General features: G+C 71.2%; 11 protein-coding genes and 2 pseudogenes. 6 read left to right on the top strand and 7 right to left on the bottom strand.

The window, feature by feature from the left end:
- Positions 1–96 (top strand): annotated as a pseudogene (locus tag ACWER9_RS30395) (MFS transporter permease); the annotation flags it as partial.
- A gap of 60 nt (positions 97–156) precedes the next feature.
- Here ACWER9_RS30395 and ACWER9_RS30390 read toward each other — a convergent pair.
- Together ACWER9_RS30390 and ACWER9_RS30385 are read right to left on the bottom strand one after the other, a co-directional pair.
- Positions 157–3,483, bottom strand: a pseudogene (locus ACWER9_RS30390) (ThuA domain-containing protein); the annotation flags it as partial.
- 154 nt (positions 3,484–3,637) lie between these two features.
- Complete coding sequence (locus ACWER9_RS30385; RefSeq protein WP_452305075.1) at positions 3,638–4,174, bottom strand: hypothetical protein; 537 nt, start codon at positions 4,172–4,174, stop codon at positions 3,638–3,640.
- Between the two features lie 342 nt (positions 4,175–4,516).
- Here ACWER9_RS30385 and ACWER9_RS30380 point away from each other — a divergent pair, with 342 nt between their 5' ends.
- Positions 4,517–4,828, top strand: a complete 312-nt coding sequence (locus ACWER9_RS30380) for a CU044_2847 family protein (RefSeq protein WP_452305074.1) — start codon at positions 4,517–4,519, stop codon at positions 4,826–4,828.
- 64 nt (positions 4,829–4,892) lie between these two features.
- Positions 4,893–8,537, top strand: coding sequence for a S1 family peptidase (locus tag ACWER9_RS30375; protein ID WP_452305073.1), 3,645 nt, complete (start codon positions 4,893–4,895; stop codon positions 8,535–8,537).
- On the opposite strand, the gene ACWER9_RS30370 is transcribed toward ACWER9_RS30375, so the two are convergent.
- Positions 8,485–10,032 (bottom strand): NAD(P)/FAD-dependent oxidoreductase, encoded by a 1,548-nt coding sequence (locus ACWER9_RS30370; RefSeq protein ID WP_452305072.1) that lies wholly within the window; start codon positions 10,030–10,032, stop codon positions 8,485–8,487. The two genes, ACWER9_RS30375 and ACWER9_RS30370, sit on opposite strands and share 53 nt — an antisense overlap.
- Before the next feature lie 166 nt (positions 10,033–10,198).
- Here ACWER9_RS30370 and ACWER9_RS30365 point away from each other — a divergent pair, with 166 nt between their 5' ends.
- The 3 genes from ACWER9_RS30365 to ACWER9_RS30355 all read left to right on the top strand — a co-directional run bounded on the left by ACWER9_RS30365 (position 10,199) and on the right by ACWER9_RS30355 (position 12,565).
- Entirely contained in the window at positions 10,199–11,425 is a 1,227-nt protein-coding gene (locus ACWER9_RS30365) for a hypothetical protein (RefSeq protein ID WP_452305071.1), read from the top strand.
- A 123-nt stretch (positions 11,426–11,548) separates the two neighbouring features.
- Entirely contained in the window at positions 11,549–12,091 is a 543-nt protein-coding gene (locus tag ACWER9_RS30360) for a GNAT family N-acetyltransferase (protein ID WP_452305076.1), read from the top strand.
- Positions 12,092–12,151: 60 nt separating this feature from the next.
- On the top strand, positions 12,152–12,565 hold the full coding sequence (locus ACWER9_RS30355) for a type II toxin-antitoxin system Phd/YefM family antitoxin (protein ID WP_452305070.1): 414 nt from the start codon (positions 12,152–12,154) through the stop codon (positions 12,563–12,565).
- A 19-nt stretch (positions 12,566–12,584) separates the two neighbouring features.
- On the opposite strand, the gene ACWER9_RS30350 is transcribed toward ACWER9_RS30355, so the two are convergent.
- The 4 genes from ACWER9_RS30350 to ACWER9_RS30335 are packed head-to-tail and all read right to left on the bottom strand — an operon-like array spanning position 12,585 to position 15,731.
- Complete coding sequence (locus ACWER9_RS30350) at positions 12,585–13,688, bottom strand: ABC transporter ATP-binding protein (protein WP_452305069.1); 1,104 nt, start codon at positions 13,686–13,688, stop codon at positions 12,585–12,587.
- The gene (locus ACWER9_RS30345; RefSeq protein ID WP_452305068.1) at positions 13,685–14,524 is read right to left on the bottom strand and encodes an ABC transporter permease; all 840 of its coding nucleotides are present in this window, start codon (positions 14,522–14,524) and stop codon (positions 13,685–13,687) included. Before ACWER9_RS30345 ends, ACWER9_RS30350 begins: the two co-directional genes overlap by 4 nt.
- Complete coding sequence (gene modA, locus ACWER9_RS30340) at positions 14,521–15,306, bottom strand: molybdate ABC transporter substrate-binding protein (protein ID WP_452305067.1); 786 nt, start codon at positions 15,304–15,306, stop codon at positions 14,521–14,523. The genes ACWER9_RS30345 and modA overlap by 4 nt, the downstream gene beginning before the upstream one ends.
- Positions 15,303–15,731: a TOBE domain-containing protein gene (locus ACWER9_RS30335; protein ID WP_452305066.1), complete on the bottom strand. Its 429-nt coding sequence runs from the start codon at positions 15,729–15,731 to the stop codon at positions 15,303–15,305. Before ACWER9_RS30335 ends, modA begins: the two co-directional genes overlap by 4 nt.
- Positions 15,732–15,795 lie beyond the last annotated feature (64 nt).

Raw genomic sequence — 15,795 nt, 5'->3', positions numbered from 1 at the left:
ATGATCATCGCGATGAGCTACGGCAAGGTCGATCACGACCGGTTCGGGCTGCTCGTCGCGCTGGCCGTGCTGCCCACCGCAGGTCGCGCCCGGCATGCCCTTGCGGGGATAGGTGTGGGCGATCGACCGCAATGTCGCGCCGTGCGTGATGGCGCTGTTGTCACCGAAGTCCCACGCGTAGTCGGTGATGCTCTGCCCGGACGGCGCTGTCGCGGTGGCGGTGAGCGTGGTGTTCAGCGTTCCGGCGCCGCTGGCCGGGTTCGCGGCCAGGGACAGCGTCCCGCCCGGCTCCTGTTTCACCCCGGCGCCGTTGAACCGTAGCCAGTCCAGTGCGAGCAGGTCCGGGGTGCCACCGACCTGGGCGGCGTTGACGAACTTCGCGTACAGGGTGGTCGTGCCGGTGGGCTTGTTCGTCAGCGTGACGGTGGGGGAGACCAGGTTGTCCCACCCGCCGGTCGAGCCGATCGCGGCCGAGCCGATCAGCGTGCCGGTGGGCGAGCCCGTGCGCAGCTCGATGGTGCCGCCCAGGCCGCCGTTGGTCACCCCGAGCGTCACCGAGCCGATGTTGCGCAGGTCCGCCGGCCCGAACGCCACCCAGTCGTTGTGGTCGACCTCGCCGAGTCGCTTGCCAGCGCGGGCGGTGGCCCGGTCGTTGACCGTGACGCCGGACTGGGCGCTGAAGTGTTCGGCCTCCTTGCTCTTGGGCTGTAGCTGCACGCGGGTCGAGCCGGTCAGCGCCGGTACGCCGCCGGCCGCGCCGCCGTCGGTGTACTGCGCGGTGATCAGGGTGTAGAGGTTCTGCCCCGGCCCGTGTCCGTCGCCGGCGTCCGCCTCGGTGGCGAGCAGTCCCGAGCAGCCGGTGTAGACGTCCAACGGGTGGGCGTGCGAGTCGTGGCCGAGCTGGGTCTGCACGGTCACCTTGGCGCAGTCGATGGTGGTGTCCTCGGGGTCGGTGACCGTCACCGTGTACGGGATCTTGTCGCCGAAGTCGAAGAAACCGCCGTCGGGCACGCTGATGGTCACCGTCGGCCTGGTGTTCCCGACCACCACCTCGGTGACCGCGCTGGCGGTCAACCCGTTGCCGCTGTTGCGGACGGTCAACCGGGCGGTGTACTTGCCCGCGGCGGAGTAGGTGAAGCTCGGGTTGGCGGCGGTGGAGTCGGTGGTCCCGTCGTTGGTGAAGTCCCAGGCGTAGCTGAGCGCCGTTCCGTCACCAGCAGTCGTGCCGGCCGACGAGAAGCTGACCGTGAGCGGCGCGCGTCCGCTGTCCGGGGTGGCGGCGAGCTTCGCTGTCGGTGGCCGTCCGTTGGCGACGTAGTCGATGCGGTAGATGCCCGCGCCGGCGTTGCTGCCGCCGCGACCGCTGCCGGTGCCCTCGCCGAAGTCGATGACGTAGAGCGAACCGTCCGGGCCGAACTCGGCCTCGAACGGCTGGATCCAGCTCATGGTGCCGAAGATGCCGTTGATCGACTGGAGGTCACCAACTGCGGTCGGGCCGAAGCGCGCATTGCTGAAGGTCTGCGCCGTCTTGTGGATGGAGAGCGTCTTGAACCACCTGCGGGTCAACTCGTAGGTGATCCACTTGCCCTCGAAGTACTCCGGGAACTTCGTGGTGCGGGTGTTGGCCGGGTCGTAGTCGTACACGGGGCCACTCATCGGCCCGCCTCCGCCGGTGCCTAGCTCGGGGAACTGGGTGGAGGCGGAGTACGCGTACCAGACAAGCGCCGACTTCGACGCCGGCAGGGTGGTCAGGCCGGTGTTGTTGGGGGAGTTGTTCACCGGCGCGGCGCAGTTGAACTTCGCACCCGAGGTGTTGGTGGCGAAGTTGTAGTCGTTGAACGGGATGTTGTTGCCGACGCAGTACGGCCAGCCGTAGTTGCCGGCGCTGGTGATCCGGTTGAACTCGACCGTCCCCTCCGGGCCGCGGTTGGCGTCGGCGGCGCGGGCGTCCGGGCCGTAGTCGGCCACCAGCACCGCGTTGGTCTGCGGTTCGACGGTGATCCGGAACGGGTTGCGCATGCCCATCGCGTAGATCTCCGGCCGGGTCCTCGCCGTGCCGGGGGCGAAGAGGTTGCCGGTCGGCACGGTGTACGTACCGTCGGATTGTGGGGTGATCCGCAGGATCTTGCCGCGCAGGTCGTTGGTGTTGCCGGAGGTGCCCTGGGCGTCCCAGGCGGCGCGGCCGGAGCGCTCGTCGATCGGGGTGTAGCCGCTGGAGGCGAACGGGTCGGTGTTGTCGCCGATCGCGGCGTAGAGCCGGCCGGCCGCGTCCATCGCCAGTGACCCGCCCATGTGCGAGTTGGCCCGGCCCTCGCCCCGGTAGGTGGGGACGGCCAGCAGGCGTTTCTCCGAGGAGAGCGCGACGCTGTTGTTGGCGACGGTGAAGCGGGACAGGTTGAGCTGTTTGAGGGTCTTGTCCGACCAGAGCAGGTAGATCCAGCCGTTGCTGGCGAAGTTGCGGTCCAGGGTCATCCCGAGCAGTCCGTCGGACTGGTCGGTCATGGCTGAGGTGTAGGCGAAGTCCAGCAGGGTGGTGACCTGCAGGGTGTCGGAGTTGACCACCTTCAGCGCGCCGGTGCGCTGGATGTAGTAGACCTTGCGGTCCGGGCCGACGGCCAGTTCGAACGGGTCGGCCAGGTTCTCGGTGACCAGCCCCACCCGTTCGAAGTTGCTGGTCTTGGTGGCCGAACAGTCGCCGGCGACCGCGCCGGCCGCCCACTCGATGCCGTAGCGCAGGTGCTCCAGGAAGGTCGCGCTGCTGAACTGCGAGCTGGCGTGCCCACCGGCGGTGAACCAGGACCGGCCGCCGTCGTAGCGCTGACACCAGGAGTACGCGTGGTCGACGCCCTCGTCCAGGCCGTTGATCCCGTCGCGCACCTTGATCTGCGCGAGGGTGTGCACGTTGCCGGTCGGGTTGGTCCGCCAGTTGTACCACTCCTCGCTCTGCTCCCACAGCTCCGGCAGGTTGCGGGTGGAGGGGTGCGCGCGGTCGAGCACCTTGACCCGGCCGGGGAAGGTGCCGCCGGTGGACGAGAAGTCGGGGTGGTAGTCGAAGATCGTGCCGACCAGACCCTCGTACCAGGTCCAGTCGCGCTCGCTCGCCGAGGCGGCGTGCAGGCCGGCCCACCCACCGCCGTTGCGGATGAACGTCTGCAACGCGGCCCGCTGGCTGGCGTTGAGCAGGTCACCCGAGGTCGGCAGGCTGTTGGTGTTGTTGAACACCAGCGCGTCGAAGGTGGCGAGGTTGGCGTCGGTGAAGGCCGCGGCGTCGGTGGTGGCGACGACCTCGAAGTTGTGGGCGGCGCCGAGTTGCTGGATCGCGGCGATACCAGCCGGGATCGAGTCGTGGTAGAAGTTTGTGATCTTGGAGAAGACCAACACCCGGAAGCGGGGCGCGGCCTCGGCGGGCAGGGCGGTGGTGGTGCTCACCACGGCGATGATGGCGAGCAGGATCAGGCCGAACGTGCGGAGGTGTCGGGGCATGGGGGCGCTCCCTGTCGGACGGTGAGGGTCGGAAAGCGCTTTCTCGCTGCCCGCATCACGGTACTGACAGCCAGTGATGACCGTCAATAGCGCTCTGGTAAGCGTTTTCCCGTCCGTGCGACAGTCGAGGTACGGGCCCCAGGCCCGGCCGGGATCAGGCGAACGGCTTCGGGGTGAAGCTGATGCCACCCCGTTCGGTCATCCGGAGCACCCGATTGCCGTAACGCGGTGGCTGGCGCAGGTACAGCGTGTACCCCAACGCCTGGAACCTCAGGTCCAGGTCGCGCCCCTCCAGGTGCCAGCAGGGCTCACCCGAGCGTGCGGGGGCCTCCTGGTGCAGGTTCTTCAACTCGAACGGCAGGCACGCGGAGCGGACATCGCCGACGATGTCCCAGACGTTGTGGAAGATCAGCGTGGCCGGCGCCACCCAGAAGCGCACGTCTCGCATCGGCCCCGGGTCGAACCGGCGCACGATGTAGTCGAGGTCGAGATGGAGCCGCAGGGCCGACGGTGCGGTGGGGTCGAGGTCGTCGAACTCCAGGAAGTCCAGCGTCGGGTCCTCGGGCCGCCCCTCGTCGTCGGTGACGGCGAGCGCGTGGATCCGGCAGTAGTCCCACGGCGTCTCCCTGAGGTCCCGATCCGTGAGGGTGGCCTTCCGGAGCCCTGACTCAGGGTGCACGTCCATCGTCATACACCGATTATCGCCACCCGCGCCGGCTCGCGGACGTGTCCTTTCGAGCGGTATACCTCAGAGTCATAGATATACCTCCGAGGTATGCCGCTCTACGCCAACACGGCCTCGACCCTGAGCGCCGGCGCAGGTCGCCGCCGGCCCCGATGGCCAGCCGTCGTGTCGATGATCCGATAGACGCCTCGCTCGACCGGGAGTCTGCTGGCCGGAGCGCGTTAGGGTCTGGATCACCTCAGGAGTGTGAGACGGAAGGGGCTGACCGGCCCAGGGTGTCCACACTGCACCGCCGCGACAATTGCTGCCACCCGACCCGACGAGCGCCTCACCGAGGGGAACGACCTGATGCACGGCGACCTGATAGCGCTTGAGTTGAAGGACCAGACGACGTTCGCGGCGCTGGCGATGGAGATCGACTCCGAGGAGGAGGTCTCCTTCCAGTCGCTCAGAGTCAAGCTCAGCGACGTGGCGGAGCAGGTGTCGAAGGTGGCCGAGGAGTTGGTGGAGCACGCCCGCAAGGCGGCCCCGACGGACATCGAGGTCACCATGCGCGTCGGCTTCTCGATCACCAACGGCAAGGCGGTGGCGCTCCTGGTCGACGGGAAGGCCGAGGGCGCGGTCGAGTTGAAGTTGGCCTGGAAGGACCTCGCCGGCTGAGATGGCTGATGTCGAGGCCGGCCGGCATCTGTGGGCGGGGCTGGTCGGCGTTCACCAGGGGTCCGTGACACAGACCGGCTTCATGATCGGGCCGCGGGTCGTCGCCACGGCCACGCACGGGCTGGACCGGACCGGGCCGGTGAAGATACGCCGCATCGGCCGGTCCGCCGCCGCCCTCGACGAGCCGGCGACGGTCCTCGTCTGGGACAAGCAGCGTGACCTCTGCCTGCTGACCGTCGAGGACGCCGACGACTTCTGGTTCGTGCCGGACCCCCGTCCGCCCACCCTCGCCGCGGAGTACGTGGTCGTCAGCTGTGTCGACAGGCGTGCCGAGACGACGCTTGTGGTCAACGAGGGCCTCGTCGAGGACGACGGGATCGCCTGGCTCAAGCTCCGGTCGGGGCAGATCCAGCGGGGATACAGCGGCGCGCCGGTGCTCGACCGCGAGGACGGCCGGCTCGTCGGCATGGTCCGGGTCACCCGCGGGCGGCAGACGGACCTGGGCGGACACGCCCTGCTGGGTACGGAGATCGTTGCGCTCCGAGCCTCGCTCGGCCTGGACGCGCACGACCGCCGGATGCAGATCCGGCACGCCGCAAGCGGGCTCACCTGGCCTCCGCGCAGTCTGATTCGCGGGGACGCACCCTCGGACCTGCTGGAACTCGTCGGCCGGGAAGCGGAGATCGCCGCGCTGGATTCGCGCGACGGCCCCCGTCACCGCCTCGTCGTCGGTGACGCACTCGCCGGCAAGTCGGCGCTGGCCGGCGTCTGGGTCCGCCTCGCGCACGTCCCCGCCGGTGACACGGCGTACGTCGACGCGGCGTTGGCCCCGCCCGTGCCCGCGCGGCATCCGGTGGTGGGGATCGTCCTGCCGGTGCTCGGCGTGCACATCCCGCAGGACCCGTTCGGGAGCCGCTCCGACGAGGAGACGCTGGCGTTGGCCTGCTGGACGATCATGCGCGACCTGCGCGGTGGGCGGCTCGTCATCGACCTCCAGCACCAGATCGTGGACGCCGCCGCCGACGCGGATGTCGTCGCGCTGATGAACGCGGCCGAGCGGATGAACGCCGCGGTCGTCCTCGTCGGGCGGGAGCTCGCCGACGAGTTGTCCTGCGTCGGGCTCTCCACCGCCGTCGAGGTGGGACCGATCGGCCGTAGGGACGCGGCGGCGCTGATCGCCCGTGCCACCCTCGGTCGAGTGCCGGCCGAGGCGGCTGAGAACGCGCTGGACCTCGTCGACCCACGGTGTCTTCTGCCCGGGGAGATCCTGGCGGCCTGCGCACAGCACCAGGGCGACGACGCGGTGGACCTCGCCATCGCCCTGTCCGAGCGATTCGACCTGCCCATTCTCGACCCCGGGCTGGTGACCGTCGGACCCGGCTCGACCGGAGAGGTCTGCCACGACGTGCCGCCGCTCATCGGGGATGCCCTCGAACAACAGGTGTTGGCCTCCGCCCACGACCCGCTCGGCATCCGCGCGCCCACGGCGACGCGGCGGGACCTGGCCCCTGGCGCGTTCAGCGCCGACGCCATCGGGCTCGACGAATGGCCGGGCACCGCGCCGTTCGTCTTCGAGGTGGACACGCTCACCTCCGAACAGGGCCTCGCGATGCAGGACATCGCCCATCGCGTGTCCAACCGCTCGCTGCGACCCGAGTGGGTGGAGTCGCTCTACCAGCAGATCGTCGAGCTGGAGGGCCGAGGCGGCGGCGGTGGCCCGTCGGTGCGGGTCCGCCTGCGGCTCTGGCGCAGCCAGATCCACACGGGCGACGTGGCCGCCGCCAGTCGCACGTTCGCCGAGGTCGGCGGGGTGCACACGGTCGACCGCATCGTCGCGGCGGGAAGCCACCTCGAGCAGGTCCAGGACGCCCAGGTGCTCGTGCTGGCGTGGTGGCTGGGGGTCGGCACGGACGATGGCGTCGGTGCCGCGATCGGAGCGTGGATGAGCGCCGTCGTCGCCGACGAGCGCCTGTCCGGCCGCGCCGATGTGCGGATCGTGCTGCACGACGTGCTCCGCGCGGTCACCGTCCGGCCGTTGCCCTCACCGGACGGCCTCCGCGCGGTCGGCGAGTGGTGTCTGTCCCAGCTGGAGGACGACAGCTCCTTCCTGGCCGACCCGGGCACCTGGACGATGTACGTCTCGCTGATCGGCCGCGCCGGCGACTTCAGCGGCGACCAGTCACTCACCGAGGTCTTCCTCACCCGGGCGCTGCGCGCGCTCGCGCCGCACGAGGAGCTGCTCAAGTCGCTCGCCCTGGCTGGTGACAGCCGTCCTCTGCTGGCGATCGCGAGGCAGCAACGGCGGCTCCACCGGCTGGAGCGCAGCCGGCGGACCGGCGAACCCGGTCGACTGCACCTCGCGCGGGACCTGCTGGCGTGGACCGTCGAGAACGCCCCGACCGCCGACGCCTTCCTGAGCCTGCTCGTCGCCGATCCCACGCTCAAGGTGAGCCGGGAGGGCGACAACGCCGTCGACTCCGACCTGCCCGCGCACCGCTCCGCCGAGAGTCAGCTCGCCCCGATCAAGCGCGCCTACCGCAGGTGGCGCAGGAGCAACCCGAAGGTCACTCCGCTCGTCGTGGAGATCGAGTACCAGTTGGTGCGTACGGAGTGGGCGATCGCGGGGTCGCTCCTGAGGCAGGCGCGGATGTCCGACGAGCGCTGGTTGAGCCGTCCGACCCCGCACAAGCTGGCAGTGCTCGAACAGCTCGGCGAGGTACGCAGGAAGAGACTCTCCTCGCTGGTGAAGCGGTGCGGCGACTCGGTCGAGGCGGTCGAGCGGGAGGCGCACAACGAGCTGCAGCTCCAGACCGCGCTCGCCATCGTGGCGCACATCCCCATCGACTTCCGTCCGGTCGACGAGATCCTGGCCCGCGGCCGGCGGGCCTTCCCGTCCAACCCGCGCATGGCACACCTGCTCGCGGCCCACCACCGGCACCGGCGGCACTTCACCACGGCGGCGGCCGCCTACCTCGACGCCTTCGACCTCGCGCTCGGCGACCCGCTGTTGCGCCTGCGTGCCGCGGTGGGCGCGTGCGAATCGTTGTCCCAGGCCTACGCGGCGGGGGAGTGCTCCCGAGACGAGTTGATGGCGGCGGCGGCACGGGCCGAACTGCACGAGGCCACGGATTTCTCCGCGTCGATCGTCTGCGCCCTGGCCCGGCTCGAACTGCACGGCACCCTGTCCGAGGGGTACGGCAAACTGGCCGAGACCATCGCGCGGGTGGGCAGCTTCTCGGAGCTCGCCACCGGCATGCACGCGATGCGCGCCGAGATCGCGACCGCCGTCGGGCCGGAGAGCGCGCCGTTGGTGGACAGGTTCTTGCACGACTTCACGGATGTGGGCCTGCTCGTCGCGCTCGGGGCGATGTTCGTCCGCTCCCACATGCTGTCGCCCAGCGAGGGGCTCGAGCGGCTCACGGCCGCGCTCGTCCTGTTGGACGGAGTACGGATCATGGCCGGGACCGTCTGGAACGTGCCGTCGGTGAACTTCCAGCAGGGCCGCGCCCTGCTGGTGGCCTGCAAGCAGGTCCAGACGCCGAACCCGATCGGTTGGGACAAGGACCGCGAGCGGTCCGACATCGACCTGGCCCTCGCGAAGTTCCAGTCCGCCGTCGACCTGTCCGTCGACTCGTTCCGCGAGATCGTGCTCGGCTTCATGCGTGAGACGGGGGAGCTGCGACAGAAGCTGGCTCGTCCGGCGCGGTGATCGGGGCCGCGATGATCCGGCTGGGCACCACCGGCGCGTCCCGGCCCGTGCCGCGCCCGCCGTCGCCGCCGGCCGACGACTCCTCGTGGTAGTCCCGCTCCACGTTGACCGACCAGACGTCGTGCGTACTCCCGGTGGCGATGTTCTCGACCGTGAGCATCGCGGTAAGCATCGAGTGGTCCTGGTTGTTGTAGCGGTGCATGCCGTTGCGGCCCACCGGGTGCACGTTCGGCACCGCCTCGGTCAGCCACGCCCGGATCACGTCCACGTTGTGCTGGTAGCGCTCGTCGTACACCGGGTAGGCCTTCGGCATGCGCACGACGTAGCCGGCCTCCACCACGCCCGGTCGCACCAACCCCAACCGCTCCAGCTCCGCGGTGGCGAGGGCCACGAGGTCGGCATCGGGGGTACGCCACATCTGGTCGTCCTCGAACACGAAGTACTCCAGGCCCAGACAGGTGCGGCCGTCCTTGACGAGGTACGGCGACCAGGAGCCGAAGTTCTGGATCCGACCCACCCGCACCCCCGGGTCGTGCACGTAGATCCAGTTGTCCGGGAACGAGAACTCCGCCGGCACGACCAGGGCGACGGTCAGGAAGTCGCGGTAGCGCAGGTCGGCTGCGCAGGCCCGCACCTCCGGCGGCGCCGGCGGGTGCAGCGCGGCGACCAGCTCCGAGATCGGCATGGACGAGATCACCTCGTCGGCCGCCTCGGTACGCTGCCCGCCCGTGCCGTTGACAGTCACGCTGACCGCCCGCCGGCGGGCCGGGTCGCGGTGCACGGCGGTGACCCAACTGCCGGTGGAGATGCGCCCGCCCCGCTCACGGACCTGCTCGGCGCAGCGCTCCCACATCATCCCGGGCCCGTACTTCGGGTACTGGAACTCCTCGATCAGGCTCGTCACGTCGGTGCGCCGCCGTCGCGGCAGCAGCGCGTTGCGGATCGCCGTCGCCAGTGACAGGTTCTTGATCCGCTGCGCCGCCCAGTCGGCCCGCAGCCGGTCCGCCGGCATGCCCCAGACCTTCTCGGTGTACGTCTTGAAGAAGATCGAGTAGAGCCGCCAGCCGAACCGGGCCGATACCCAGCCCTCGAAGTGTGACTGGTCCCGGGGTGGCCGCAGCCGGGCGCGGGCGTACGAGCCGAGGCAGCGGGCAGCCTCCGGCAGCCCCAGGTTGCGCAAGGCGTTCACCGCGCTCAGCGGGTAGTTGAACAGGGCACCCCGGTAGAAGATGCGACTCATCCGGGGCCGGGTCAGAAAGTCGTCGTCCGACAGGATCTCGTGCCAGAACGCCTCCACCCGGGGCACCTTCGTGAAGAAGCGGTGCCCGCCGATGTCGAAGCGCCACCCGTCACGCTCCACCGTGCGACTGATCCCGCCGACCACCTCGTCGGCCTCGAACACCTGGACCGACCGGCCGTGCCGGAGCAGCTCGTACGCCGCGGTGAGCCCGGCCGGCCCCGCACCGATGACCACCGTGCCGTGCTGCTCGCTCATGCTGGTGCGCTCCCTGCTCACCGCCGTGGTGAAGGCCTCGACGTCACCCGTTATGCGCAGAATGTCACACTTGACGGCGGCTGGTCCTCGCTTCGGCGGGGCACGCCGCGGCGTACCACGAGAAGGGCGACTCCCCGCGCGGCCGGGGAGCGGGGAAGCGGGGCGGATGGACCGGTGGCGCAGCGGCGCGGGGGGGCTCGCCGCCCGAGGGGTCGCGGCAGGCCACGCCGGAGCGCGCCTGGCCCGCCGCGTGCCGCCGCCCTGGCCGTACGTCATCGGCCTGTTCCTCGGCGTCAAGCTGCTGCTCACCCTGCTCGGGCTCCTGGTCCTGCACGCCTGGGACGGCGTCCCCGGTGCCCCGCCGGCGGGCGAGGCATTGATGTGGGCACAGCAGCGGGACATCTCCGGGCACCGGTGGATCTCCTTCTGGTTCGCCTGGGACTCCCTGCTCTACCTGCGGCTGAGCACCCTCCCGCTGACCGGGCCGTGGGTGGACTTCGGCTTCCCGCTGCTGTACCCGTTCCTGGCCCGGCCGGTCGGCGCGCTGCTCGGCGGCGACACCGCCCTCGCCCTGTTGCTGATCAGCAACGTCGCGTTCCTGCTGGCGCTCTGGTACGGCTACCGGCTTGCGGAACTGTTGCTCGGCGACGGTCCGGCGGCCCGCCGGTTCACCAGGTATCTGGTGCTGCTGCCGACCGCGTTCCTGTTCCAGGCCGCGCTGACCGAGTCGCTCTTCGTCTGCCTCGCGGTGGCGACGTTCTACTACGCCGAGCGGGGCCGGTGGCTGCTGGTCGGCGTGTTCGGCTACTTCCTGGCGATGAGCCGTTCCGTCGGCCTGCTCGTGGTGCTGCCGCTCGCCCTGGTGCTGCTGCGGCAGCACCGCTGGCGGCTCGGCCCGCGCCCCCTGCTCGGCTACCTCCGGATCGGCTGGCCGTTACTGCTGCTGCCCGCCGGCTGGTTCACCTTCATGGCCTACTGCCGGTGGCGGGGCGGAGACTGGTTCGCCTACCAGCACGCCCAGCAGACCGGGTGGGGCATCGAGGTGCAGAACCCCGTACCAGTGTTGCTGAACGGGTTGACCGGCGAGCCGCGCGACGCGGCTCGGGTCTGGTTCGCCGTGGCCGTCCTGGCCGTGCTTGTCGCCGGCTTCCGCCGCCGGGAGCTGGCCTATCTGGTGTACGGCGTCCTCATGGTGCTGGTGCCGCTGTCGATGGGCCCGCCGGTGTACAAGAGCCTGCTGCGCTACCTGCTCGCTGCCTTCCCGGTGGCGCTGGTGCTGGCCCGCTGGGCCCGGCACGCAAGCGTCGACGTGTGGCTGACCGCGACGCTCGCCGTGGTGCAGGGCGTGCTGTTCGTGCTCTGGCTCAGCTACTGGACCCACATGATCATCTGATTGTGCCGGTCGGTGGTCGGGCCGTACCCATCTCGCGATCTGAGCGTGCCCCGGCGCGGCCCGGACGCGCGGGCCTGTGCGAGCCTGCTACCGACGTTCGACGCCCACCTGAGTGGAGGCCCGGTGTTCACCCTGCCGCTGACCGACGAGGTCGAGCTGCGCCCACTGGAGCCGTGGCGGGCCGAGGAGTTCCTCGCCCACATGGACCGGGCCCGCGACCACATCAAGCCCTGGGTGTCACCGTCCTTCGCCGCCACCGACCTGGAATCCGCCCGTGCGGTGTTGCAGCGCTACGCCGACCGCTGGGCCAGCGACAGCGGCGGCATCTGGGGTCTGTGGTGGCGGGGCACCCTCGTCGGCGGGGTCATCTTCGTGTCGTTCGACGCCACCACCGGCGTCTGCGAGGTCGGGTGCTGGGTGGAGCCGGCCGCGCAGGGCAGGGGCATGGTCGCCCCGGCGGTCCGCCGGATCGTCGACTGGGCGGTGCGCGAGCGCGGCATCCAGCGGGTGGAGTGGCGCACCAACGCCGACAACACCCGCAGCAAGGCCCTCGCCCAACGGCTCGGCCTGCGTCTCGACGGGACACTTCGCCAGTTCAGGCCCGGCCCGCACGGTCGGATCAACCTCGAGATCTGGTCGGTGCTGGCCGACGAGTGGCCCGGGTGATGACGCACCGTCCACTGCCGACGGCGGATTGTTGTCGTACCCGCACGGCACCATGCATCCATGGCCGTCCCCGCGCTCACCCCTCATTCCGACCCGCCGCGTTCCGTGCCGCTGCGTGAGGCGCGCACCCGGTTCAGCCAGCTCGTCGCGCTGGCCGAGCTGACCGACGCGGTCACCGTCGTCACCCGCGACGGCGATCCCCGCCCGGTCGCCGCAATCGTCCCCGCCACGGCCGCCCGCAGCGGCGCCCAGGCCCGCGCCGACGCCGACCGACTCGCCACGGTCACCGCCGGCTGGGCCCGTCGCCTCGACGAGCAGCACCGACGCAGCACTCAGCGGCACGCCGCCGAGCTGGGCGCCATCCGCGCGGCGCTTGCCGAGGTGTGGGCCGAGCTGGATCGCCGGGTCGTCCCCGGCAGCGACCCGACGGTGGCTCGGCTGCGGGCCGCACACGCCGACCTGCTCGCCGGCTGACCCGCTTCCGGCCGTCGGGTCAGCCGGTGGCCGGGTACGCGTAGGTCTCGGTCGCCTTGACCGCCACCCAGACCCGCTGGCCGGGAATCAACCGCAGCTGGGCGGCGGCGGCCGGCGTGACATCAGCGGCCACCCCGATCGGTCCGTCCAGTTGCACCCGCACGTTGTCACCGTGCCGCTGGACGCCCGCGACGGTGCCCGCCCAGGTGTTGCGCGGGCTTCCCTCCGGTTGGGCCGGATGCAGCGCCACCGCCGCCGGTCGGAACGCCACGAACGCCTCGCCCTCCAACCGGTCGGCGACCGTGAGGGTCAGCTCCGGCGAGACCCGCACCCCGTGCCCGTCGGCGCGGCCCCGATACAGGTTCAGCCCGACCAGACGAGCCACGTAGTCGGTGCGGGGCCGGGCGGTGACGCTCGGCCCGTCGCCCTCCTGCACCACCCGGCCGCCCTCCACGATGACCAGACGGTCGGCCAACGCCAACGCGTCCAGCGGGTCGTGGGTGACAAGCACCGTGGCGCCCGGGTGGGCGGACAGGTGCCGGTGCAACTCCGCGCGGGTGTCCAGCCGGGTGCGGGCGTCCAGCGCGGCGAGCGGCTCGTCCAGCAACAGCAGCGACGGCGCCACGGCCAGTGCGCGGGCCAGCGCCACCCGCTGCGCCTGACCGCCGGAGAGCTGTCGGGGCCGGCGCTGCGCCTGCGCGTCGAGCCCCACCCGGCCCAGCCACTCCCGTGCCGTGGCACGGGCGGCCCGCCGGTCGACGCCGTGCCGGCGCGGCCCGAAGGCCACATTGTCCACCGCGCTGAGGTGCGGGAAGAGCAGGTAGTCCTGGAAGACCACGCCAATCGACCGGCGTTCGGTGGGCACCCAACCCCCGGTCGCCGGGCGGTCCAGGTCGACGCCGTCGAGGGTGACGTGCCCGTCGCTGAGGGAGTGCAGCCCGGCCAACGCCCGCAGCGCGGTGGTCTTGCCGGCGCCGTTCGGGCCGAGCAGCGCCACCACCTCGCCGGGCGCGACCCGCAACGGCACGTCGAGCCGGAAAGCGCCCCGGTCGACGACGAGCCGGGCGTCGAGAAGCCGACCGGCCGCCCGAAGGTCGACCGGCGCAGCCGATCGGGTGCTCATGCGGTGGTCATCCAACGGTCCCGCAACGCGACCAGGATGCCCACCGACACGACGAGCAGCACCAGACTGAGCACGATCGCGGACTCCAGGTCGGTCTCCAACGCCAGGTAGACGGCGAGCGGCATGGTCTGCGTCCGACCCGGGTAGTTGCCGGCGAAGGTGATGGTGGCACCGAACTCACCGAGCGCCCGCGCCCAGCAGAGCACCGCCCCGGCGGCCAAACCGGGCGCCACCAACGGCAGGGTGACGTGGGTGAAGGTGGTCCACCGGCTCGCGCCCAACGTCGCGGCGGCCTCCTCGTAGCGGTGGTCGGCGGCGCGTAACGCACCCTCCACGGCGATCACCAGGAACGGCATGGCGACGAACGACTCGGCCAGCACGACACCCGCAGTGGTGAACGGCAGGGTGATGCCGAACGTGGCGTCGAGCCAGCCGCCGAGCAGGCCGCGCCGGCCGAAGACCAGCAACAACGCCACCCCACCGACCACCGGCGGCAGCACCAGCGGCACGGTGACCAGCGCGCGTACCAGCCGACGGCCGGGAAACTCGACCCGGGCGAGCACCCAGGCCAGCGGCACCCCGAGCAACAGGCACAGTGCGGTGGCCAGGGTGGCGGTCTGTACCGACAGCCGCAGAGCGGTCAACGCGCCCGGCTCGGTGAGCCGCCCCGGCAGGGTCGTCCACGGTGCCCGGACCAGCAACCCGGCAAGTGGCAGAACGAGGAACAGCAACCCCAGCCCGGCGGGGATGAGCAGCGCCGCCGGCACCCGCCCTCGCCGTCGAGGCGTGGCTCGGCGACCGCGAGGTGAGTCCTGGTCGTGGACCTGTTGCCTCACGGTGCCTGGAAACCCGCCTCGGCGAGGACCGCCTGCGCTGGCGCCGAGCCGACGTACGCGACGAATGCCCGCGCGCCGGCCGGGTTCGGCGCGTCCTTGAGCGCGACGATCGGGTAGTCGTTGATCGCCCGCGCCGACTCCGGAAACTCCACACCGCTCACGTCGGCGCTCGCCGCCCGCGCATCCGTACGGTAGACAAGCGCCGCGTCGACCTCACCGAGCTTCACCTTGGCGAGCGCACCCTTGACGTCCTGCTCAAGGGTGACAGGGGTCAGTGCGACGCCGGCCGCGTCCAGTGCGGTGCGGGCCGCCGCGCCGCAGGGCACCTGACTGGCACAGAGCGCCACCTTGACACCCGGGCCGGTCAGGTCGGCGAGGCCGGCCACCCGTCTCGGGTTGCCCCGGGGCACCGCGATCACCAACTGGTTGCGGGCGAAGACGCTCGGTGCGCCGTCGGCGCTGCCCGCCCCGGTCACCGTGGTCATGTTCGCCGGGGCGGCCGAGGCGAACACGTCCGCCGGTGCGCCCTGGGTGATCTGGTTGGCCAGGGCGGAACTGCCGGCGAAGTTGAGGGTCACACTGCTGCCCGGGTTGGCGGCCTCGAAGTCCCTCCCGATGCGGGTGAACGACTCGGTCAGCGAGGCCGCCGCGAACACGGTCACCGTGCCGGTGACCCGACCGTCCTCGGCGCCGCCGGCCACCCCGTCGTCACCCGTGCCGCAGCCAGTCACCGTCAGGCCGACCGCCACCAGTAGGGCCGTGGCCCTGCGCCACGCCTTCATCCGCCCGCCCGCCCTCTGCTCGTGGCGGCTGTGGGCCGCTCCACCACCACCGTGGTCGATTTGATCACCGCGACGGCCACCGACCCGACCCGCAGGTCCAGCTCGTCGACGGCCTCCCGGCTCATCAACGACACGACCCGGAACGGGCCAGCCTGGATGTCGACCTGGGCCATCACCGTGTCCTTCCGGACGTCGACGACGATGCCGCGCAGCCGGTTGCGGGCCGAGGAGAACTCGGCGCCCGCATCCGGGTCAGCGGCTTGGGCACGCGCGAAGGCCGCCAGGTCGACACCGGCGACGACCCGGTGGCCGTGCTCGTCGCGCCCGGCGGTCAAGCGCCCGGCGTCCACCCAGCGGCGGATGGTGTCGGCGCTGACGCCGAGCAACTCGGCGGCCGCGACACGTCGTACACCGGGCGGTTCCACCTGTAGACGGTGCCGTTGTGCAGGCGCAACTCGGCCAGGTTGGGCACCTCGCCGGCCACGAGGG

This window comes from Micromonospora sp. NPDC003944 (assembly GCF_053605225.1).
The sequence above is the reverse complement of the archived record's forward strand: the minus strand, read 5'-3'. Positions and strand labels throughout refer to the sequence as shown.

What these genes read in the sequence shown, in the direction of transcription:
- ACWER9_RS30385 (WP_452305075.1), bottom strand. Translation starts at nt 4,174, where the DNA reads ATGACGATGGACGTGCACCCTGAGTCAGGGCTCCGGAAGGCCACCCTC.
- ACWER9_RS30380 (WP_452305074.1), top strand. Translation starts at nt 4,517, where the DNA reads ATGCACGGCGACCTGATAGCGCTTGAGTTGAAGGACCAGACGACGTTC.
- ACWER9_RS30370 (WP_452305072.1), bottom strand. Translation starts at nt 10,032, where the DNA reads ATGAGCGAGCAGCACGGCACGGTGGTCATCGGTGCGGGGCCGGCCGGG.
- ACWER9_RS30365 (WP_452305071.1), top strand. Translation starts at nt 10,199, where the DNA reads ATGGACCGGTGGCGCAGCGGCGCGGGGGGGCTCGCCGCCCGAGGGGTC.
- ACWER9_RS30355 (WP_452305070.1), top strand. Translation starts at nt 12,152, where the DNA reads ATGGCCGTCCCCGCGCTCACCCCTCATTCCGACCCGCCGCGTTCCGTG.
- ACWER9_RS30350 (WP_452305069.1), bottom strand. Translation starts at nt 13,688, where the DNA reads ATGAGCACCCGATCGGCTGCGCCGGTCGACCTTCGGGCGGCCGGTCGG.
- modA (WP_452305067.1), bottom strand. Translation starts at nt 15,306, where the DNA reads ATGAAGGCGTGGCGCAGGGCCACGGCCCTACTGGTGGCGGTCGGCCTG.